We start from the raw sequence: 19,823 nt of genomic DNA on the forward strand, positions 1-19,823 counted from the left end.
TTTTCACGCCGACGACGGATCAAAGCTTATCTTGCCTGAATTCATTCATATCGCGGTTATCGACCCGGTCGTAAATATCTTCCACGTTTAAGGTCAAACCGATGGATTCGAAAGTGACCGCATCGCCCAAAAAATAATATTCCGACAGCCAGTGCTTGTTCCGGCGCAACACCTGCACCGAAACGATGTCCTGTTCTATCAACACATACTCCTGCAAGGACGGCAAATTGATGTAGCGCAGCAGTTTGGTGGTGGTGTCGGTTTTGCGGGTCGAGCGCGACAGTACTTCCACGATGATGACCGGCGAAGTGGAAAAAACATCGTCGCCGGCCATTTTGCTGCAATCCACCAGTACATCGGGATAAACGTAATCCTTACCCATCCGCACTTTAATGTCGGCCATGAACGTTGCACAGGGCGTGCCTTTCAAATGGTTTCGGAACTCGCCCAAAATATTGGCCGAGATACAGTTGTGGTTATAGCCGGCCCCGGCCATCGCATAAATCCGGCCGTCGATATATTCGCGCTTAACGTCGGAATGGATCTCCGTGGCCAGATACTCCTCTTCGCTCAGATAAAAACTGTCTTGCTCTTGCTGTAACGCCATGACTCGCTCCCAACTATGCTTGCGTTGCTTGAAGATATTGTTAGGGACCTAGCCTGGGAATACAAGGGGGAATTCTCGACTAACGGCAGCAGGATTGCTCAGGTTTGAGCATGCCGCGCTCGGCAATTGCCCCTGAAATTGATAATGCGGAAAAAACCTGTGTGATTTGGCGTATCTAAAAGCCATTTTGCGTGATCTAACGCACCCGGTTCCACAAAAACTCCCGCCGCCCAAACACAAGCAACCACCGTTACGGGTAACTCAAGCAACTGTTTGCAAACGGTTTAATTGCAGCCAAAACCTGTCTATCGATTTGAATTCGGCCGGATGGAATGTTTTTTGCGAGGTATTCCGTTAGATCAACCCCTCCAAACCGGAATTGGTCCGGCTGCCATGCCGTTAAGTCCAGCCCTGCTTGGTAGTTTGCCTAACCGTTATCTTTTTCGTCACCGAGTCTTGTTAGTGCCAAAATCCAAACCATCGCTGTTTGATCGGCTATTTCAGCGGCATAGCCAGGAACTCCGGGTGTTTGCCGGCCTGCGTAGCGGCAATGAGTTTGCCGAGGATTTGGTACAGGAAGCTTATTTGCGGCTGATGCAGCACCCCGAACCGGAATCAATCGATAATGCCAGGGCCTTTCTATATCGAACGATCGCCAATCTCAGCGTCGATCAACATCGCCGGCAAAACGTCCGCGACCGTTTTCATGCCGAAAACAACGGCGACGATCAGGCATTGCATGACATACCGACTCCCGAGCCATTACCGGAAGATAAATTAGCCTCGCAACAGGAGTTGCATGCCTTAAACAGCATTTTGCAGGAATTGCCGGAGGCAACCCGCAACGTTTTCGTGCTTTACCGGCTGGAAGGATTGTCACACAAGGAAATTGGCCGGCGACTGGGCGTTTCCGAACGTAATTCCGTGCGCTTGCTCGGGATCGCCGCGCAACACGTTCTGCTGCGTTTTGCTTCGTTGGATGACTGAGCTCATGGGCGGCGCAGCGGTTTTTCTCACCGCTTCATTTGCCGGATTTTAAATGTTGGGCGGCTACGTGATAATGCTCGCCAAGCGCAACCTAATGTCCTCTGTTTAACATGCCCAACATCGAGACCTCAACCGTTTTGCAGCAACAAGCCATAGAGTGGATTCTGCGGCTGGATTCGGCTGCCTGCACACCCGCAGATCGCCAGGCCTTCGCAGATTGGCTGGCGCTAGGCGAAGACCGGCGACGCATTTATCAGCAGTTGGCCAGCCGTTGGAACAGACTGGATCGCTATAAGGGCCGGGACTTTCCGGTGCGTCGGCAAGCGCTGAGCTACCTGGCTCCCCACAAGCGAACGCGCCGCCTTAGCAAGCTGGCGTTAGCCGCTTCGCTGCTATTGGGCTTGAGCATCGCCACTTTTTCCGAGTACGGCTGGTACGGCTACCCTCGCCACTATGCAACCGAGCGCGGCAGCCGCCAAACCGTAAATCTGGCCGACGGCTCGCGTTTGGAACTGAGCGGCGATACCGAGCTGACTCTACGGGTCAACCGTTGGCGGCGCTCGGTTGAATTGATCAAGGGCGAGGCATTTTTTAGTGTGGCCCACAACCCGCAACAGCCGTTTGAGGTGCAGGCCGGCCATGGCAGTATCGTTGATATTGGCACCGAGTTCGACGTGCGCTTGCAAAACCGGCAGGTCGCTGTCGCAGTACTGGAAGGCGCGGTAAAGATTGTGACGACCGGCAGCCGGGAAATCAGCGCCAATCAAGTACTCGCTTACGATCAGCGCGGCGACTTTCTGGAAAGCCAGGACAAACCGGCCACCATCACAGCCTGGCTGCGCGGTCAACTGGTGTTCGAAAACCGGCGGTTGGATGAGGTATTAAGCGAGCTGGAACGCTTTCATGACACCCGCCTGAGCTTGGCCGACCCAAACCTGGCCAAACTAAAAGTCAGTGGCACCTTCCATATCGGTAACCTTGATGGCGCGCTAAATGTGATCGCGATGACGCTGCCGGTCAATATTCAGCGACCTTCGCCGGGACAGGTGATATTAGCCGGACGCTGAGGCCGCCAAGACCGCACAGCGCGTCTTCCCCTCCAATAATTTTTGGCGTCTTTTTCGGCTTGGTACGTTTCATTCTGGAAACCCACGCAAAAGGAGAAGATGGATGAAGTTTTTAACACAACCGCTATTGTTCGGCGCCTTGTTGGCCTCAGCCTGCGAAGTGCGGGCAACCGAAACCACCTACAGCTTTGACATCCCGGCCCAGGAACTGGCGGCGGCGCTGCCAAAACTGGCGGCGCAATCCGGCGTACAAATTTTTTACGCGCACGACAGCGTTGCCGGCCGTAACGGGCCGGCGCTAAAAGGCACCATGACGCTGAACGAGGCGCTCAGCCGGCTGTTATCCGCCAGCGGCCTGAGTTTTGCGATTGCCGCCGACGGCTCGGTGTCGGTCAAAGCGGCCGCCCAAGACTCGACGACACTACCACCGGTCAATGTCGTCGGTCAGACCGTATATGACGCCACCGATCCCTACAACCCGGATTACAATCGACCCAATGCCACGACGGCCACCAAGACCGATACCCCGATCATGCAGACGCCGGTTTCGATTCAGGTAGTGCCTAAAGCCGTGCTGGCGGACAAACAGTCCATGACCTTGCCCGACGCAGTAAACGGCCATGTCAGCGGCGTATTGGGCCGCACGGGCGGCGGCTTTTTGTACGACAACTTCATCATTCGCGGCCTTGCCGGTTCCGGTTTTGGCGATGCCTACCGCAATGGCTTGTTCAATCGCCAAGACATTTACGATATTGCCAATATCGAGCAGGTGGAGATATTAAAAGGCCCGGCCGCAGTGCTTTACGGCCGTATTGAGCCCGGCGGCTTGGTGAATTATGTGACCAAGAAACCGCTGGATACTGCTTACTATTCTCTGCAACAACAGTTCGGCTCTTACGATCAATATCGCACCTTGGTCGATGCCACCGGACCAATTAATGACGACAAGACGCTGCTTTATCGATTCAATGGCTCTTACACGGACAATCAGTCGTTCCGGGATTTTGTCGGCAACGAGCGCGTGTTTGTGGCACCGGTCGTTACCTGGCGGCCGAATGAAAAGTTCGAAACTAATCTCGAGCTTGAATACAAGCATGACAACTTTAACGCGGATTTCGGCATTCCCGCGATTGGCAACCGCCCGGCAGCCATTCCCTTCGACCGCAGCCTAAAAGATGGCTTTCAGCGCCAAACCGTGGAAAGTACACTGGTGGGCTACGACTGGACTTACCACTTTAACGACGATTGGAAAATTACCCAGCGTTATCTGTTTAAAGATTGGTCGCTAAGCGGTCCGGCCATTTTCAACGGTGGCTTACAGGCTAACAACCGCATTCTGAATCGTTCGGCCTCGGTGGGCGTACAAGATGTAAGGACGCATTCCGGCAATATAGATTTGAACGGCAAATTCGAAATATTGGGCAGCAAGCACAACCTGTTGGTCGGTGTCGACGGCTTCCATGCCACGACCGAGGCCCCGTCCGCAAACGGTTCAGCAGCTTCTATCGATATATACAATCCGGTTTATGGGCAAGTAAACTTTGCCGCTTTGTCGACCTACAACAGATTCTTTTATCGCGAGGAATCGTGGGTGGGCGCATACGCCCAGGACCAGATAACGCTATTTGATAAGCTGCACATTTTGTTGGGCGGTCGCTACGACAACGTCACCACGGGAGCCATTGCCTCGACTGCGTCCCTGGATGCGGCCAAAGCCGGACGGATAGAGCGGGAAGACAACGCTTTTAGCCCGAGAGCAGGTATTCTTTACCAAGTCCAGGATTGGCTGTCGGTTTACGGTAGTTACACGAAATCTTTCAGCGGCAACAATGGCGTGAGCGTCGGCGGCACCAGTTTTGAGCCGCAGATTGGTAAGCAATATGAAATCGGCCTTAAAACGGAGTCACAGGACAAGCGCTTTTCATCGACCCTGGCGTTTTTTCATTTAACCAAGAGCAATCTGCTAACCGACGATCCTAACGAAGCCAATCCTGACTACCAGATTCTGGCCGGCAAAATCCGCAGTAAAGGTATTGAGTTGGATCTGGCTGGGCAAATTACCGAGCAACTGCATTTGTTGGGGACGTATGCCTATACCCAGGTTAATTATGTGCAAAGCTTCAGCGGACTAAAAGGCAATCGCTTGGAGAATGTACCCGAGCACCAGGGCAGCCTGTGGGGTACCTGGCAGTTTACCGATACTTTTAAAGCGGGCTTAGGTGCTGTTGCCGTCGGTAGCCGGCCATGCGACACCGCCAATACCTGCTCGTTGCCCGGCTACGCTCGTGTGGATGCGATGGCGGCGTATAGCCCTCGCATTGGTCAACACAAGCTTACTTTGCAGTTGAACATCAATAATGTTTTGGATAAGGACTATTACGCAAATACGTCGGGTGGACGCCACACCAGCATTCCAGGTTCACCCATCAGCGTATTGGGTTCGTTGAAATATGAGTTCTAAAAGCCGCTAAGGATAAGGATGGACGAAAAACTCCGCGCATCCACCGCCCCAAATCGTTTGGGCTGAGGGCGGGGTTAGTAATGGGCGACAAATGGGGCTATTTGTTAAGCAGGACCGGCTGCACTTCCTTGATGATCACCGGCGACATGGAAAAAAACATCGTCGCCAGCCGGTTTTCTGCAACCCAGGGATAAACATCATTACCCATCCGCACGTTGCCCCCGACCACAAAAGCGGGCCATTTTTGCGCAATGCGGCACTGTTATTCAAAAAACCAAGCGCATCGGCAACATTTGAGACGCGCTGAAACCTTGTCGCTGGTAAAAGCGCTGAGCATGCAGATTATCGGCGTCGGTCAACAAGCTGAGCCGGCGACAGCCATTTTGGCGGGCAAATGCGACCGCGTGTTCCAACAACCGGCTACCAAGACCTAGGCCGCGAACCTCGCTTGACACGACCATATCTTCCAGCCAGGCCACCCGTTCGCCCAGCGCGGTTGAGACGGTGTAAAGCAGATTCACCATACCGACAATTTGGCATTCATGCCGCGCCACCAGAATATGACCGATGTTTGGGTCGGCAATGATGCGCGCCAAGCCCCGATGCTGAGCCGCATAATCGGGCTGGAACTCGGCTTCTTGACTGAATAATTCGCCTAGTAGCAGACAAAGCGCCGGGATGTCGGCCGCATTGGCTAAGCTTATTTCCATCCCCGTCTCCGGCTAAGCATTAAAAGCATTGTGTAACACCCGATTTCGGCGCAAGGTAAAGATTGGTTCGGCATTGAGCAAAACGCTGGGCAACTTAATCCTTAACAGCTTCAACCTGGATGAGCACCTTGACCTCATCGCCCACTGCCGGCACATATTTGTCGATACCAAACTCCGAGCGTTTTATCGTGCCGACCGCATCGGCGCCACAGGTGTACTTTAATCTGATGACATTCATCCCGCAGTAAAAGTGCTCAACGTCCAAATGCACCGGCTTGCTGATGCCGTGCAAGGTCAAAATGCCATCCGCACCGACCAATTTTTCGCCTTGAAAACTGAGCTTGTCAGATTTGAAGGTCATCAGCGGATATTGCCCGCTATCGAAAAACTCCTTGCCACGCAAATGCTCTTCCAACTCCTTCAAACCGGTACTAATAGACGCGGTGTTGACGCTGATGTCTATGCTGCCTTTACCCGCTGCGGTATCCAGCGTCACTTTGCCGCTGGTTTCGTTAAAACGGCCGCGTTGCGTGGAAAAACCCAAATGGCTGATTTCAAAGCTGGGGAAGGTGTGATGGCTATCGATGGTATAGCTATCGGCGGCCAACACGCTAAAACTCAACAGGCCGGCAGCGGTTATGGAGCAAAGTTTTCGAATCATGTCTATCTCCTTTGTGGGTTAAAAAACGAGCGACACTGCATTATTGCAGAGACTTTGTGATAATAGATCAGCTTAACTCTATCACTCTGGCCATTTGCCGCTCTCATGCAACGAATCTATTACTATTACGCGGCCTTGATGGGCTTCTTCGGCCTGTTTTTGTTAATGATGGCTTGGCATACGCTATTGTCACCATCGAACAAGTTGCCCACTGCATTGCTGTTGTTAATCTCGGCCGGACCGCTATTGCTGCCGTTTAAAGGCTTATTAAACCGCAACCTGAAAAGCTGCACCTGGATGTGTTATTTGAGCCTACCGTATTTCGCGCATGGCGCCGCTGAAGCCTATGTCAATCAAATAGAACGGCCTTATGCGCTGCTGGAAGTGTTGTTCAGCCTGCTGCTGTGCTTCGGCGCCGGCCTGTATGTCTACAAAGCGGAAAAAGCCTGAGCACCGGCGGCATGCAAGTCCCGTTACAATTCGAGTTTCAGAACGATCAGACCTTTGCCAGTTTTTTTCCCGGCAATAACGCCGAAATCGTCACGCAATTAAAGGCCCTGGCAGAGAACGGCCAGGAACAGCAAATTTTTATCTGGGGCGATGCCGGCAGCGGGAAAAGCCACTTGTTGCAGGCCTGTTGCCAGCAAGCCAAACTGGCGGGTAAAGACCCGTTCTATCTGGCTTTTGACATCGACCATTTGCCGGCACCGACCTTGTTGGACGGCCTGGAAGATCTGGAATTGGTCTGTTTCGACAATATGCAAGCGCTGGCCGGCCACCTCGACTGGGAACACGCGCTGTTTGCTTTTTATAATACGCATCGGCAGAACAATCATAAATTGCTGCTGGCTGCCGATTGCCCACCAAAGTTTTTGGGCTTTGACTTACCCGACCTGAAAACCCGGATGGCTTGGGGACTGACCTTAAAAATCCAGCCTTTGCGCGACGATCAGTTAATCGAGGCACTGACTTATAAAGCCCATTTTTTGGGCTTCGACATTCCGCCGGCAGTGGGGCGATTTTTGTTGAATCATTATGTTCACGATTTAGCAGCGCTATGGCTGCTCCTGGAAAAAATCGACCGCGCCACCTTGGCCGCGCAACGCAAATTAACCATTCCGTTTTTAAAGCAGATTCTGGCTGAGGAAACATGAGCGCCAAGGTATTGATCGTGGGTGCCGGTGCCATCGGCGGCTTTTACGGTGGCCTGCTGGCTAAGGCTGGCGCGGAAGTCTCAGTGGTGTGCCGCTCCGATTATGATGTCATCAGACAGCATGGGTATCGTATCGAAAGCCATGCTCTGGGCACTTGGCAATTCATGCCTAGCCAGGTATTGCGCGATGCCGCGAACTACGATGGTCAAGCCGATTACCTGATTTTATGCAGCAAGGTAACCCCGGACATTGATCGAGTTGCGTTGATTCGCGATGCAGTCGCTCGGCAAACCACCATTGTGCTGATCCAAAACGGTGTCGAGATTGAACAGGAGCTGCAACAAGCTTTCCCGGACAATCTGTTAATCAGCGGCTTGGCATTTATTTGCTGTAACCGGCTGGCTCCCGGCGAGATTAGCCACTTGGCTTACGGCAAGTTGATTCTGGGTAATCTGTCAGATAGCCACGAACCTAAAACATCGCATTTGCGCGATTTGTTCCTACAAGCCGGCATCGAATGCGCGATTAGTGAAGATATTGTCGCCAGCCGCTGGCAAAAATGCGTGTGGAATGCGCCGTTTAATCCGCTATCGGTACTGTCCGGCGGATTGGCAACTCAGGCGATATTGCAGAATCAGGAAAATTTTGTGCGCCGCGTTATGCAGGAAGTCTGCAGTATTGCCGCGGCTTGCGGCCATCCGCTCCCGACCGATATTGTCGAAAAACACATTGCTCTGACCTGTGATATGCCACCCTATAAAACCAGCATGCTGCTGGACTTCGAACGCGGACAGACCATGGAAACCGAAGCCATTCTCGGCAACGCGGTGCGCGCCGCCCAGCGGCAAGGTTTAGACTGTCCTTGCCTGCAGTCGCTTTATGTATTGATGCAACTCCGGGAGCTGCAAATCCGTTCTAATAGCCTTCTTAGCTAATTCACACAATTGACATTCTGCTTTTTGTTATTTTTCGGTTAGAATGTGAAGATTTTCATTGACCCTGTCTTTGAAGAAGCCGTGTGAATTTCGCCTCAGACCTTGCAAAGCGAAGACCGGCCGCATACTTCGCTAGACTAGCAGCTATGTGATCCACAACCAACCGTGGCAATGGTGCTGGGGTTTAAAAGTTTTTATGTCCATTTTTAGAGTATAACCATGACTGATCTATCGCTTTACAGAAACATCGGCATCTTCGCTCACGTCGATGCCGGTAAAACCACGACAACCGAGCGGATTTTGAAGCTGACCGGAAAAATCCACAAAATCGGTGAAGTTCACGAAGGCGAATCAACCATGGACTTCATGGCTCAGGAAGCCGAGCGCGGTATCACCATTCAGTCAGCGGCCACTACCTGTTCTTGGGCGGGCAGCACCAAGCAATTTGAGCCACACCGCTTCAACATCATCGACACCCCGGGCCACGTTGACTTTACTATCGAAGTTTATCGTTCCTTGAAAGTATTGGACGGCGGCATCGGCGTATTCTGCGGTTCCGGCGGCGTTGAACCGCAATCCGAAACCAACTGGCGCTATGCGAACGACTCCAAAGTTTCTCGTATCATTTACGTCAACAAGCTGGACAGATTGGGCGCGGATTTCTACCGCGTCGTCAAGCAAGTCGAAGACGTACTCGGTGCAAAACCGGTCGTCATGACCTTGCCTATCGGCGAAGAAGACAATTTCGTCGGCGTGGTCGACCTGTTGACTCGCAAAGCCTGGGTCTGGGATAACTCCGGCGATCCAATGAAATACGAAATCCAAGATGTGCCCGCCAACATGGTGGAACAAGTCGAAGAATGGCGCGCGAAACTGATCGATTCAGTCGCCGACCAAGATGACGACATCATGGAAAAATATCTGGAAGGCGAAGAACCCACCATCGAAGAAATCAAACGCTGCATCCGTAAAGGTACCATCGCGATGGATTTCTTCCCGACCTATTGCGGTTCTTCGTTCAAAAACAAAGGCGTGCAATTGGTACTGGACGGTGTTATCGAATATCTGCCGAATCCTACCGAAGTTAACCCGCAGCCTGAAACCGATATCGAAGGCGTACCAACCGGCGAACACGCGATTGTCGATCCAGAACGTCCGTTCCGCGCGCTGGTTTTCAAAATCATGGACGACCGTTTCGGCGCCCTGAACTTCGTCCGTGTTTATTCCGGCAAGCTGAAAAAAGGCGACTCCGTATTGAACACCTACACCGGCAAAACCGAACGTGTGGGCCGGATGGTGGAAATGCACGCCAACGACCGTAACGAGATCGAAACCGCACAAGCCGGCGACATCGTCGCGTTGATCGGTTTGAAAAACGTGCAAACCGGCCACACCCTGTGCGACCCCGACAAACCGGCCACATTGGAGCCGATGGTATTCCCGGATCCCGTTATCTCCATTGCGATTGCACCGAAAGACAAAGGCAGTAACGAAAAAATGGGTATTGCGCTGGGCAAAATGGTGCAAGAAGATCCCTCTTTCCGCGTTGAAACCGACCAAGAATCCGGCGAAACCATCATCAAAGGTATGGGTGAGCTGCATCTTGACATTAAAGTCGACATCTTGCGCCGTACCCACGGTGTAGACGTCAACGTGGGTAAACCACAGGTGGCTTACCGCGAAACCATTACCCAACGCATCGAAGACAGCTACACCCACAAAAAACAATCGGGCGGTTCCGGTCAATACGCGAAAATCGATTACGTCATCGAGCCAGGCGAAGCAGGCAGCGGTTTCGTATTCGAATCACAAGTGACCGGCGGTAACGTACCTCGCGAATACTGGCCTGCTGTCGAAAAAGGCTTTAAAGCCAGTATCGACAAAGGTGTGTTGGCAGGCTTCCCTTGCTTGGACTTCAAAGTCATTCTGACCGACGGTGCTTTCCACGCGGTCGACTCCTCATCCATCGCTTTCGAAATCGCTGCCCGTGCCGCGTACCGTCAATCGATCCCAAAAGGTAGTCCGCAATTGCTGGAGCCGATCATGAAAGTGGACGTATTCACACCGGATGCGCATGTCGGTGACGTAATCGGTGACTTGAACCGTCGCCGCGGCATGATCAAATCGCAAGATGCCGGTGTTACCGGTGTGCGTATTAAAGCCGACGTGCCGCTGAGCGACATGTTCGGTTACATTGGCGATTTGCGCACCATGACTTCCGGTCGCGGCCAGTTCTCCATGGAGTTCTCGCATTACACCGCTTGCCCACGCAATGTCGCGGAAGAGGTGATCAAGGAAGTTAAGGAACGTAACAAAGACAAATAAGCATTATACGGGCTGATCTTGTCGGCCCTTATTCTGCTTAATATTGCCGATCAGCCACCTGCCGCGTTAAGCGGCAGGTGCATTTTTAACCATAAAGCTTCCGCCATGCACGGCAGCTTGTTCATTTACCTAACCTTGGAAGAACAATATGGCTTTTGTAATCACCGAAAACTGCATCAAATGCAAATTTACCGACTGCGTTGACGTATGCCCCGTCGATTGCTTTCATGAAGGTCCCAATTTTCTGGTTATCGATCCCGACGAATGTATCGATTGCACCCTCTGTGAACCCGAGTGCCCAGCCAACGCCATCCACGCGGAAGACGAATTGCCGGAAGGCCAAGAACACTTCGCAGCGCTGAACGCGGAACTGGCCAAACAATGGCCTATCATTACGGAAGTGAAAGACTCTCTACCAGACGCCGACGAATGGAACGGCAAACCCGGTAAATTTGCGTTGTTGGAAAAGTAAGAACTGCCATTGATTAATGAAATACCGAGCCCATGCCCTTCCGGCATGGGCTCAACCCAGCGTTAAAGCACTCGCTAGTCACTAGCACTTAATCCCGCAAGTTAGCGATAGTATTTCGTGGTTACGCACTACGACCCTCGTGTTTTCGCCATTGAAAAGATGTAGTCATTGGATTGCACTTTGCTCGCGTTAGGCTGTTCGCTACAACCTCTCTGACTTGCTCTCCCGCCAGACCGCCCAGAACCACCCGTGCTTCTGCCGGCTCGCTGCGCGTCACTCTAACTCCACCCGCATTTCCGCGGAACACTCTATTTTTAGGGCTGCTCGTGACACCCCGCCAAGATTACATTATTAGCAGTTAATAATTCACCTCGACACTCGCTACGGCGGTACTTTTGCCACCATTTACGCCCCTTCCGACCCCATTCTCCATCTGACTGCTTGGTACTTCTCCCGTTAGTTTTATTGGTTTAATGTTGTTTCCCGTCATTCAGGTGCCATGATCACCGCCATTTACCTCGCTAAATGCAGACCCGAATAACTGCGGGGGTGGTATCGATTGTCAGAGCATTTTCATCCGACCCAAAACCCATCATGGCGAGAAATCAAGCAAAGCATCCGCAAAACCCCTAAGATCAAAGCATCCCCGCTAACTGTTCTAATTCCGTCATGAAAAACCACCACCGATTACTGCTGAGTTTAGTGCTGGGCGCGTGCGCCGGACTGGTCTGCCACGGCTTTGCCAACAGCGAGGCATTGCAAATCTTTAACCGCTACTTGATGGAACCCATCGGCCAAATCTTCTTGCGGCTGATCTTCATGATCGTGGTGCCGATGGTGATGAGTGGTTTGATGTTGGGTGTGTATCAACTCAGCAATCATCACGGATTGGCGCGGGTCGCCCAGCGCACTTTGTTTTTTACCTTGCTGGCCAGTTCGGCGTCGGTGGCGGTGGGGATTTCACTGGTCAATCTGGCGCAGCCGGGCGTTGGTTTGGATATTTCGCAGATGTTGGGCGATAGCAGCGGCGTGAATAAAATCCAGCAAAACGTCGCCCAAGCCAAGCCGGTGGTGCAGTCTTTGTTGGAGATCATTCCCAAAAATCCGTTCGCCAGTGCCACTCAAGCACTGGAAGGCGAGATGTTGTCGTTGATGTTCTTTTCCTTGGCCTTCGGCGCGGCGCTGGCGGCGACCAATGGCGACAAGCCGTCGCGTTGGGTTGGCTTATTGGAAGAAACCTATGCCGCCTGCTTGTTGATCGTCGATACCGCGATGAAACTGGCGCCGATTGCGGTGTTTGCGCTGGTGTTTCAATCGACTTTCAAATTTGGGCATCACATATTGTTTTCCTTGGGGTTTTACGTGCTGGTGGTGGTGACGGGGCTGCTGCTACAGCAAGTGGTGGTGTACAGCATGCTGTTGCGCTTCTTTACCAGCCTAAAGCCCTTGAATTTTTTCCGGCAATGCCGGGATGTCTATCTCTACGCCTTTGCCACAGCGTCGTCGAATGCCACATTGCCGCGCTCGCTGGAACTGGCGGAACACGATTTAAAACTTAGGCCGGAAGTTGCGCGGTTTGTATTGACAATAGGTTCCACCGCCAACCAGAACGGCACGGCCTTGTTCGAAGGCATTACCGTGCTGTTTCTGGCACAGGTATATGGTGTCGATTTATCGCTGGCGCAGCAGGTACAAGTGGTGTTGATGTCGATATTGGCCGGTATCGGCACGGCCGGAGTACCCGGCGGCTCGTTACCGCTGATCATGATATTGACCCAACAGGTCGGGATTCCTGCTGAAGGCATGGGTTTGATTTTGGGGGTGGACCGCTTCCTGGACATGTGCCGCACCACTTTAAATGTTAGCGGCGATTTGGTGATTGCAGCCTTGGTCGACCAACCCGAACAGCAGCGAACCTAACAAACCAACTGTGTCATATCGCGCATAGGATTGGCCATATGCCTTAGTTTTTTAGCCCCAATTCAACGACCCCGGCTACACGGGCACCCCATATTGCCGGCAATCCGCCGCCATGGCATGTAGCTTGCAGAAAATTGGATTCTCGCATGAATTCGATTTGGCATGACTCAACCACACAACACCGCCACCAGTCAGGAATTGGCCGATTTTTTTAACGCCAGCCACCCGCAACTGCAAAAATATCTGTATTGGCAGGTCCGCTCGCGGGAAGTGGCTGAGGAGCTGGCGCAGGAAACCTATCTGCGGTTTTTGAGACAAGAGCCGCGACACATTCTGGATCTGAATGCCTTCATGTTTACCATCGCCGCCAATCTGGCGCGTGACCATCTGCGCGGTATCAAACGCCAGCAACATCGCGAGATGGTGCCGCTGGATACCGACATCGCCGACTCGAAACCGCACACGGAAGACATCGTCGCCAGGCAATATCTGGGAGAACAATTGCAACAAGCCATCGCCAGCTTGCCGGACAGAACCAGGGAAATTTTTCTGTTATACCGCGCCGACGAACTGAGCTACAAACAGATCGCCGCGCGACTGGATATTTCCGAACGAACCGTCGAATATCATCTGCGCCAAGCGCTGCTGCTGTGTCGAAGTTTTTTGGCCAATACTTGAGTGCTGTTTAAATAGCACTCGGCGCAGCCGCCCCCCATTCAAGTATCCCATGCTGAAAATATACCCGGTCGAACCGGCTCGGGCTTTGCTTTACAATCGCGCTTAACTGAACTTTTAGCCGCTGCTACCCCGGAGTCTCGCCATTCACCCAATCGAATCATCCTCCGCTTCCGACCGCCTCTTTACCGAAGCCAATGCCTGGTTCTTTCGGCTGCGCGCGGACGATGTCGACGCTGCCGAGCGAGAACGGTTTGCCGCATGGCTGGCCGCCAGCCCCTTGCATGCCGAGGCCTGGGATACGGTGCAAGCGTTGTTCGCGGATTTGGAAGCCCCCGCCAAGGCCGTTCGCCGGCAAGCCGCGGCACCCTTGACCGCCAAGCGTCCTCGACGCCTGCGAACCGCTAGCATGGCAGCGGCCTTGGCCGCTTGCGCGGTCTTGATCACCGTGCTCCCGCAATCGACACTTCTGCAAAACCTGCAAAGCGATTATCACACCGCCACCGGCGAACAGCGCCTAGTCACGTTGACCGACGGCTCGCGGTTGCTGCTGAATACCGACAGCGCGGTTGGCATCGAAATGACCGCCGCTGAACGCCGGGTTACGCTGCTGCGCGGCGAAGCGTATTTCGAAGTGGCGCGCGCGCCGCAACGGCCGTTTTGGGTGGTGGCCGGCGACGCCCGCGCCCGAGTCACCGGCACCGCGTTCAGCGTCGGCCGCCGTTCGGAAAATGTTGCCGTCACCGTCGCCGAGGGCCGAGTGGAAACCAGCACCGAAAGCCATCCCGAACAGATCACAGCCTTGACACCGGGCGAGTCGGCGCATTATCGAGGCGCCCGGCTCTCCGCCAAGCACACGGCCGACATAGCGCGCGAATTGGCCTGGCGCCAAGGGCAAATGGTATTCGTGCAAGCGCCGCTGGCTGAGGTGGTGGCGCAAATCAATCGTTATCGCCCCGGCCGTTTGATCGTCACGGACCCGCAATTGGAAAATCGGCCGATCACGGCGGTGTTTAATATCGACAAGTTGGACGATGCGGTATCCGCGCTGGAGCAAACCTTCGGCATTCGGGCCCGGCGCATTGCCGACTATTGGGTGTTGCTAGGGTAAAGTTAGAGTGTGTCCGGCCAAAGTCTGGCCGTATGAATAATGGCAAGCACATGAATGTCCTTATCCTGTACACGGTAAACAACAATGAACGGAAAATGCGTAATGATCAGTTCTCGGGTGCCGTCGATACGGCCCGGACGGCCCATGAAAGGATTTGCGAGTAAGCTATTCAGCGTGTCGTGAATTTTGGTAATAATTCGTGTTGCAGCATTGCGGTTGTCTTGAGCCACAAAGTCGTATATCTCGCTCAAATCGGTCTTGGCTCGCCGGGTATAGCGGAGTCTCATTTCATTGATGGCAACGAATGTTGTTCAAAAAACGCGGCCATTTCCGCGTCGTCAACGAATTCTCCACGGTCCGCTTGAGCAAGCCCTTCCTTGATTTTATCCAGCATGCCATTTTCCCACGCAATGAAATTGCCGATGGCTTGATTCGCTAGCTCCGTTTCATCTCGATGAGTTTGCTTGGCAAGCGCGCTCAATTGGGCTTTTAGTTCGGGATTTATTTGTAAGGTAACAGGCATGGCGGCTTCTTCCGTTGTTCGAAAAACATCGTGAATACCAGTTTAATGACTCGCGTTTCTTAACACAATAAACACAGCGTGGCGTAGAGGTGAAATATTTTTAATTTTGCCTAGGGATATGCGCAAAGCCATCGTCCTTGCTGGTTAATGGGCCGAATCGCCCAGCAACCCTGACGACGATTTATCTTGCGGAGATGTAAATGCCTGATCAAACACCTATCGCCACCCGCTTGCCACGGTGCAAGTCCAAAACACCCGCGCGGCTGCCCGGCGGCCTGTTGCTACTTTCGCTGGCGGCATCCCATGCCGCGCACGGTGTGGAACCGGCCTCGACAGCCCTGGCCGAGCAAACGGCCGACTACCGGATTCGCTCGCAGACTCTGGACAAGGCCTTGGTGGAGTTTTCGCTGAAATCCGGCATTCAAGTGGTGGCCGACGGCAAATTGACCGCCGGCGTTATCTCTCCTGGCGTATCCGGCCAATATGCACCGGAGCAGGCTTTACGAAAATTGCTGGCGGGCACCGGCGTGGCGGTGCAATCCAGCCGCAACGGCACGGTGACTTTGGAAAAAGCCGCCGCACCCGAGCCGCAATCTGGCGCCAATACTTTGCCTACGGTGACGGTGGCCGGTAAGGCTGCGTATGACCTCACGGACCCTTATAGCCGCGACTACAATAGGCCCATCGCCAGTACCGCGACCAAAACCGATACCCCCATCATGGAAACGCCGATGTCGATCCAAGTGATTCCGCGCGCGGTGCTGGACGATCAACAAGCAATTTCGGTCGGCGATGCGTTGAAAAACGTCAGCGGCGTGCAATCGGGCGGTTATAGCTTTTACGACAACGCCACGATCCGCGGCTTCGATGCCGGGCAAAGCACCTATCGTAACGGGCTGCGCCAACCTTATATTACCAACCTGGAAACCGCCAATCTGGATCGGGTGGAGGTCCTGAAAGGGCCGGCATCGATCTTATTCGGCCGCATCGAACCCGGCGGTTTGGTCAACCTGGCGACCAAGCGTCCGCTCGACACCCCTTATTATTCCGTACAACAACAGTTCGGCTCATACGACCTCTTCCGCACCACGGTCGATGCGACGGGACCGCTATTGGCGGATAAATCGCTGTTGTACCGGATGAATATCGCATACAAAGACAACGATACCTTTCGGGATTTCGCGCATCAGGAGCATGTGTTTGTCGCGCCTTCGCTAACCTGGCGTCCCAACGACCGCTTCGAAACCAATCTGGACATCGAATATCAGCACGATACCTGGGTGGAAGACGGCAGCGATAGTGGCATTCCGGCTATCGGCAACCGTCCGGCCAATCTCCCGATTAATCGCTATCTGGGCGACGCGGTGTTCAATCGTCAAAACCCGAATACTCAGGATAAGGTGCTGTTGGGTTTCGATTGGTCGTATCAGTTCACCCAAGACTGGAAGCTGAAAAACCGCTTCCAATACATCGACGCGCAGTATCATCAATCGATACTGTGGGCGGATAGCCTGGCGGATGACAATCAAACGCTTTCTCGCGGCCTGTGGCATACACCCATACACCGGATGACCTACAGCACCAATCTGGATTTGACCGGCAAGTTCGATACCGGATTTGCCCACCACGATGTATTGGTCGGCTTCGATTTAAATCGCTTTAACAGTCAGGACGGCGGCGGATTTTCGGGCTATGCCGATACTTATTCGGACCTGGACATCAATATCAACAACCCGGTGTACGGTGTCGATATGTCGGCGCTGGCCGGCGCGAAGAACTTTTACTATAAATCCCAAGATAACTGGTACGGCGTCTATTTTCAGGATCAGATCACCTTGTGGGACAAACTACATATTTTGGGCGGCGGCCGCCACGACTGGACGGAAAATGGTAGCGGCGAATCGTCGAATTCGCATGCCGCAATCTCGATGAAAAATACCCGTAGCGAATTTTTCAGCCCTCGGGTCGGAATCCTGTATCAACCCTGGCAATGGCTGGCGCTTTACGGTAATTACGTCGAATCGATCGGCAGCAATAACGGCGGCCTTTCCGCCTCCGGCCAACCGTTCGGACCGCAAACCGCGACCCAATTCGAAGGCGGCATCAAAACCGATTTTTTCGATGGCCGGCTGAGTTCGACGTTGGCGTATTACCATATAACTAAGCAAAATTCGCTGGCCACCGACCCGAATAATCCCCGATACAGTGTCGCGATCGGCGAAGCCCGTAGCCGCGGCGTGGAGCTCGACATAACCGGCCGGGTTACCGAGAACCTGAGTTTGATCGGCACTTATGCCTATACCGATACCAAAATCACCAAGGATTCGGCGGCGATCTATGATGCTGACGGCAACGCCATTGCCACGAACTCGGGCAACACCGGCCACCAACTGCCCACGGCACCACGCCATTCTGGCAGCCTGTGGGCCAAATATGGCATAGACAACGGCCTTTTGCGGGGCTTGAACTTCGGTACCGGCGTTTATGTCCGCGGCCAGCGGCAGGGCGATAACGCCAACAGCTTTCAATTGCCTGGCTATGCGCGTTGGGATGCCAGCATTAGTTACAGTTTCAAACACGGTGGCACCAAAATCACCCCGCAACTCAATGTCTACAACTTACTCGACAAAACCTATTACGACCATTCCAGCAATCGGCTGAATATTCGCCCCGGCGAACCGTTGACGTTTTTAGGTTCGGTGCGGGTGGAGTTTTGATTCCAAACGCATTAGCGGATCGGGGCGGTCCAACCCCGATCCTAAGATTTCTTTGGCTAGGCCGGTGGGAATTTCACTACCTCATACGTCTTATCCGATGATGGCCGGTACTTTGCCGGCTTGAAATGGAAATCCTGGAGCCGCTATGAAAATTCGTCCCTTTTGGGTATTGGTGCACCGTTATGCCGGTCTGGCGATGACGGTTTTTTTGATCATCGTCGGCCTGACCGGCAGTCTGTTGGCGTTTTATAGCGAATTGGAGCATTTGATCAGCCCGCAGCTATCGGCGCCAGCATCGTCTTTACCGCGCTTGAGCCCGCCTTTGCTAAAAGCCAAGGCCGAACTGTTGGTGCCTCAGGGTAATGTTGTTTCAATATGGCTGGAACACGATGCCGCGCATCTCGATGTGGCGCCGCGCACCGATCCGGCTAGCGGTAAGCCGTACGAACTTGGCTTCACCCAGCTGATTCTGAATCCCTACACCGGCGAAGAACTGGGCCGCCGCACTTGGGGCGCGATTTCCGAAGGCTGGATCAACCTGATGCCCTTTGTATACAAATTGCATTATGCCCTGGCACTGGATGAAATCGGCGGCTGGATTTTAGGCATTACCGCGCTGGTGTGGACCTTGGATTGCTTCGTGGGATTTTATCTGACGCTGCCCGTTGCAAAACGACACACCTCGCCGGCTGCCCACGGAAAGCCGCGTTCGTTTTGGCAACGCTGGGCGCCGGCCTGGAAAATTAAATGGAACGGCTCCAGCTTCCGAATAAACTTTGATTTGCATCGGGCCGGCGGCTTGTGGGTGTGGGCCATGCTGTTGGTGTTCGCCTGGTCCAGCGTTTATATGAATCTGGCAGATACTGTTTACGCGCCGGTCACCCGGGCGGTATTCACCGATTATCACGAACCCTGGATCGATTTTCCTGATCTGGACAAACCCTTGGAGCAGCCAGCAATTGCCTGGTCTGACGCTTACCGGATAGCCGTCGAGCAGATGGGCCAAGCGGCGCGTGAGCAAGGATTTGTGATTCAGTCACCGTCAGGCTTTCGCTACAACCCGGCCAAAGGGTTTTATGTTTATCAGGTGCGCACTAGCCTGGATATACAGGACAAGCACGGCACTACCCGCTTGGTAATCGACGCCACTACCGGTGCTGAAAAATTGCTGTTACTGCCCCGCGGCCAGTATGCCGGCAACACAGTGACTAACTGGTTGGGGGCCTTGCACATGGCTAACGTGTTCGGCATGCCTTACCGGATTTTTGTGTGCCTGCTGGGGCTGGTGATTGTGATGCTCTCGGTGACCGGAGTAGTCATCTGGCTGAAAAAACGCCGGGCCAGACTGCAAAAAACGGTGTTGCAGGATTAAGTTTAAGAGGCTGATGCCAGCGAGTAAGTTATGGTTTTCGCTGGCGTCCGCCATCGCATAAGCCTCACCATCGATTAATTGATGTTTGATTGTGGGCTGTAGTTATCCCCGAAGATATTCTTCCGG

18 protein-coding genes are annotated in these 19,823 nt (G+C 53.4%); 13 read left to right on the forward strand and 5 right to left on the reverse strand.

Features of this window, described 5'->3' with window-relative positions:
• Positions 1–19: 19 nt before the first annotated feature.
• Complete coding sequence (locus ACR02O_RS01845) at positions 20–607, reverse strand: Uma2 family endonuclease (RefSeq protein WP_445367337.1); 588 nt, start codon at positions 605–607, stop codon at positions 20–22.
• Between the two features lie 462 nt (positions 608–1,069).
• Between ACR02O_RS01845 and ACR02O_RS01850 the strand changes: the two genes are divergently transcribed.
• From ACR02O_RS01850 to ACR02O_RS01860, 3 genes are all read left to right on the forward strand, one after another.
• Positions 1,070–1,594 (forward strand): RNA polymerase sigma factor, encoded by a 525-nt coding sequence (locus ACR02O_RS01850; protein ID WP_458138652.1) that lies wholly within the window; start codon positions 1,070–1,072, stop codon positions 1,592–1,594.
• A 110-nt stretch (positions 1,595–1,704) separates the two neighbouring features.
• Complete coding sequence (locus ACR02O_RS01855; protein WP_494522685.1) at positions 1,705–2,661, forward strand: FecR family protein; 957 nt, start codon at positions 1,705–1,707, stop codon at positions 2,659–2,661.
• Between the two features lie 103 nt (positions 2,662–2,764).
• Complete coding sequence (locus ACR02O_RS01860; RefSeq protein ID WP_494522686.1) at positions 2,765–5,122, forward strand: TonB-dependent siderophore receptor; 2,358 nt, start codon at positions 2,765–2,767, stop codon at positions 5,120–5,122.
• 266 nt (positions 5,123–5,388) lie between these two features.
• On the opposite strand, the gene ACR02O_RS01865 is transcribed toward ACR02O_RS01860, so the two are convergent.
• Entirely contained in the window at positions 5,389–5,832 is a 444-nt protein-coding gene (locus ACR02O_RS01865) for a GNAT family N-acetyltransferase (protein WP_458138655.1), read from the reverse strand.
• 94 nt (positions 5,833–5,926) lie between these two features.
• The gene (locus ACR02O_RS01870) at positions 5,927–6,493 is read right to left on the reverse strand and encodes a YceI family protein (protein WP_458138656.1); all 567 of its coding nucleotides are present in this window, start codon (positions 6,491–6,493) and stop codon (positions 5,927–5,929) included.
• A 105-nt stretch (positions 6,494–6,598) separates the two neighbouring features.
• Here ACR02O_RS01870 and ACR02O_RS01875 point away from each other — a divergent pair, with 105 nt between their 5' ends.
• The 8 genes from ACR02O_RS01875 (at position 6,599) to ACR02O_RS01910 (ending at position 15,085) form a co-directional block, all read left to right on the forward strand.
• Positions 6,599–6,943 carry a DUF2069 domain-containing protein gene (locus tag ACR02O_RS01875; protein ID WP_033158283.1) on the forward strand — a complete coding sequence of 115 codons (345 nt, stop codon included), beginning with the start codon at positions 6,599–6,601 and terminating at the stop codon, positions 6,941–6,943.
• A gap of 11 nt (positions 6,944–6,954) precedes the next feature.
• Positions 6,955–7,647: a DnaA regulatory inactivator Hda gene (hda, locus tag ACR02O_RS01880; protein WP_458138657.1), complete on the forward strand. Its 693-nt coding sequence runs from the start codon at positions 6,955–6,957 to the stop codon at positions 7,645–7,647.
• Positions 7,644–8,582, forward strand: a complete 939-nt coding sequence (locus ACR02O_RS01885) for a ketopantoate reductase family protein (RefSeq protein WP_494522687.1) — start codon at positions 7,644–7,646, stop codon at positions 8,580–8,582. Before hda ends, ACR02O_RS01885 begins: the two co-directional genes overlap by 4 nt.
• 219 nt (positions 8,583–8,801) lie before the next feature.
• Positions 8,802–10,907: an elongation factor G gene (gene fusA / locus ACR02O_RS01890; RefSeq protein ID WP_033158286.1), complete on the forward strand. Its 2,106-nt coding sequence runs from the start codon at positions 8,802–8,804 to the stop codon at positions 10,905–10,907.
• Positions 10,908–11,055: 148 nt separating this feature from the next.
• Positions 11,056–11,379: a ferredoxin FdxA gene (fdxA, locus tag ACR02O_RS01895; RefSeq protein WP_033158287.1), complete on the forward strand. Its 324-nt coding sequence runs from the start codon at positions 11,056–11,058 to the stop codon at positions 11,377–11,379.
• A 669-nt stretch (positions 11,380–12,048) separates the two neighbouring features.
• On the forward strand, positions 12,049–13,299 hold the full coding sequence (locus ACR02O_RS01900; protein WP_033158288.1) for a dicarboxylate/amino acid:cation symporter: 1,251 nt from the start codon (positions 12,049–12,051) through the stop codon (positions 13,297–13,299).
• 162 nt (positions 13,300–13,461) lie between these two features.
• Positions 13,462–13,977 carry an RNA polymerase sigma factor gene (locus tag ACR02O_RS01905; protein WP_051670277.1) on the forward strand — a complete coding sequence of 172 codons (516 nt, stop codon included), beginning with the start codon at positions 13,462–13,464 and terminating at the stop codon, positions 13,975–13,977.
• A 151-nt stretch (positions 13,978–14,128) separates the two neighbouring features.
• A complete protein-coding gene (locus ACR02O_RS01910) occupies positions 14,129–15,085 on the forward strand; it encodes a FecR family protein (protein ID WP_101053862.1) in 957 nt (318 codons plus the stop codon).
• Positions 15,086–15,087: 2 nt separating this feature from the next.
• On the opposite strand, the gene ACR02O_RS01915 is transcribed toward ACR02O_RS01910, so the two are convergent.
• Both ACR02O_RS01915 and ACR02O_RS01920 read right to left on the reverse strand, forming a co-directional pair.
• Positions 15,088–15,372: a type II toxin-antitoxin system RelE/ParE family toxin gene (locus ACR02O_RS01915; protein WP_033158290.1), complete on the reverse strand. Its 285-nt coding sequence runs from the start codon at positions 15,370–15,372 to the stop codon at positions 15,088–15,090.
• Positions 15,369–15,608 carry a CopG family ribbon-helix-helix protein gene (locus tag ACR02O_RS01920; protein ID WP_033158291.1) on the reverse strand — a complete coding sequence of 80 codons (240 nt, stop codon included), beginning with the start codon at positions 15,606–15,608 and terminating at the stop codon, positions 15,369–15,371. Before ACR02O_RS01920 ends, ACR02O_RS01915 begins: the two co-directional genes overlap by 4 nt.
• Positions 15,609–15,808: 200 nt before the next feature.
• Between ACR02O_RS01920 and ACR02O_RS01925 the strand changes: the two genes are divergently transcribed.
• Both ACR02O_RS01925 and ACR02O_RS01930 read left to right on the forward strand, forming a co-directional pair.
• Positions 15,809–18,325 (forward strand): TonB-dependent siderophore receptor, encoded by a 2,517-nt coding sequence (locus ACR02O_RS01925; RefSeq protein WP_494522688.1) that lies wholly within the window; start codon positions 15,809–15,811, stop codon positions 18,323–18,325.
• Positions 18,326–18,470: 145 nt separating this feature from the next.
• Positions 18,471–19,697 (forward strand): PepSY-associated TM helix domain-containing protein, encoded by a 1,227-nt coding sequence (locus ACR02O_RS01930; RefSeq protein ID WP_051670283.1) that lies wholly within the window; start codon positions 18,471–18,473, stop codon positions 19,695–19,697.
• Positions 19,698–19,823: the final 126 nt, after the last annotated feature.

The sequence above is a fragment of the Methylomonas sp. PHL2-19 genome, from assembly GCF_059331595.1.

Coding starts and splice junctions, on each gene's coding strand:
- fdxA (WP_033158287.1), top strand. CDS start 11,056: ATGGCTTTTGTAATCACCGAAAACTGCATCAAATGCAAATTTACCGAC.
- ACR02O_RS01925 (WP_494522688.1), top strand. CDS start 15,809: ATGCCTGATCAAACACCTATCGCCACCCGCTTGCCACGGTGCAAGTCC.
- ACR02O_RS01865 (WP_458138655.1), bottom strand. CDS start 5,832: ATGGAAATAAGCTTAGCCAATGCGGCCGACATCCCGGCGCTTTGTCTG.
- ACR02O_RS01855 (WP_494522685.1), top strand. CDS start 1,705: ATGCCCAACATCGAGACCTCAACCGTTTTGCAGCAACAAGCCATAGAG.
- fusA (WP_033158286.1), top strand. CDS start 8,802: ATGACTGATCTATCGCTTTACAGAAACATCGGCATCTTCGCTCACGTC.
- ACR02O_RS01900 (WP_033158288.1), top strand. CDS start 12,049: ATGAAAAACCACCACCGATTACTGCTGAGTTTAGTGCTGGGCGCGTGC.
- hda (WP_458138657.1), top strand. CDS start 6,955: ATGCAAGTCCCGTTACAATTCGAGTTTCAGAACGATCAGACCTTTGCC.
- ACR02O_RS01915 (WP_033158290.1), bottom strand. CDS start 15,372: ATGAGACTCCGCTATACCCGGCGAGCCAAGACCGATTTGAGCGAGATA.
- ACR02O_RS01845 (WP_445367337.1), bottom strand. CDS start 607: ATGGCGTTACAGCAAGAGCAAGACAGTTTTTATCTGAGCGAAGAGGAG.
- ACR02O_RS01930 (WP_051670283.1), top strand. CDS start 18,471: ATGAAAATTCGTCCCTTTTGGGTATTGGTGCACCGTTATGCCGGTCTG.
- ACR02O_RS01875 (WP_033158283.1), top strand. CDS start 6,599: ATGCAACGAATCTATTACTATTACGCGGCCTTGATGGGCTTCTTCGGC.
- ACR02O_RS01885 (WP_494522687.1), top strand. CDS start 7,644: ATGAGCGCCAAGGTATTGATCGTGGGTGCCGGTGCCATCGGCGGCTTT.
- ACR02O_RS01870 (WP_458138656.1), bottom strand. CDS start 6,493: ATGATTCGAAAACTTTGCTCCATAACCGCTGCCGGCCTGTTGAGTTTT.
- ACR02O_RS01905 (WP_051670277.1), top strand. CDS start 13,462: ATGACTCAACCACACAACACCGCCACCAGTCAGGAATTGGCCGATTTT.
- ACR02O_RS01860 (WP_494522686.1), top strand. CDS start 2,765: ATGAAGTTTTTAACACAACCGCTATTGTTCGGCGCCTTGTTGGCCTCA.
- ACR02O_RS01920 (WP_033158291.1), bottom strand. CDS start 15,608: ATGCCTGTTACCTTACAAATAAATCCCGAACTAAAAGCCCAATTGAGC.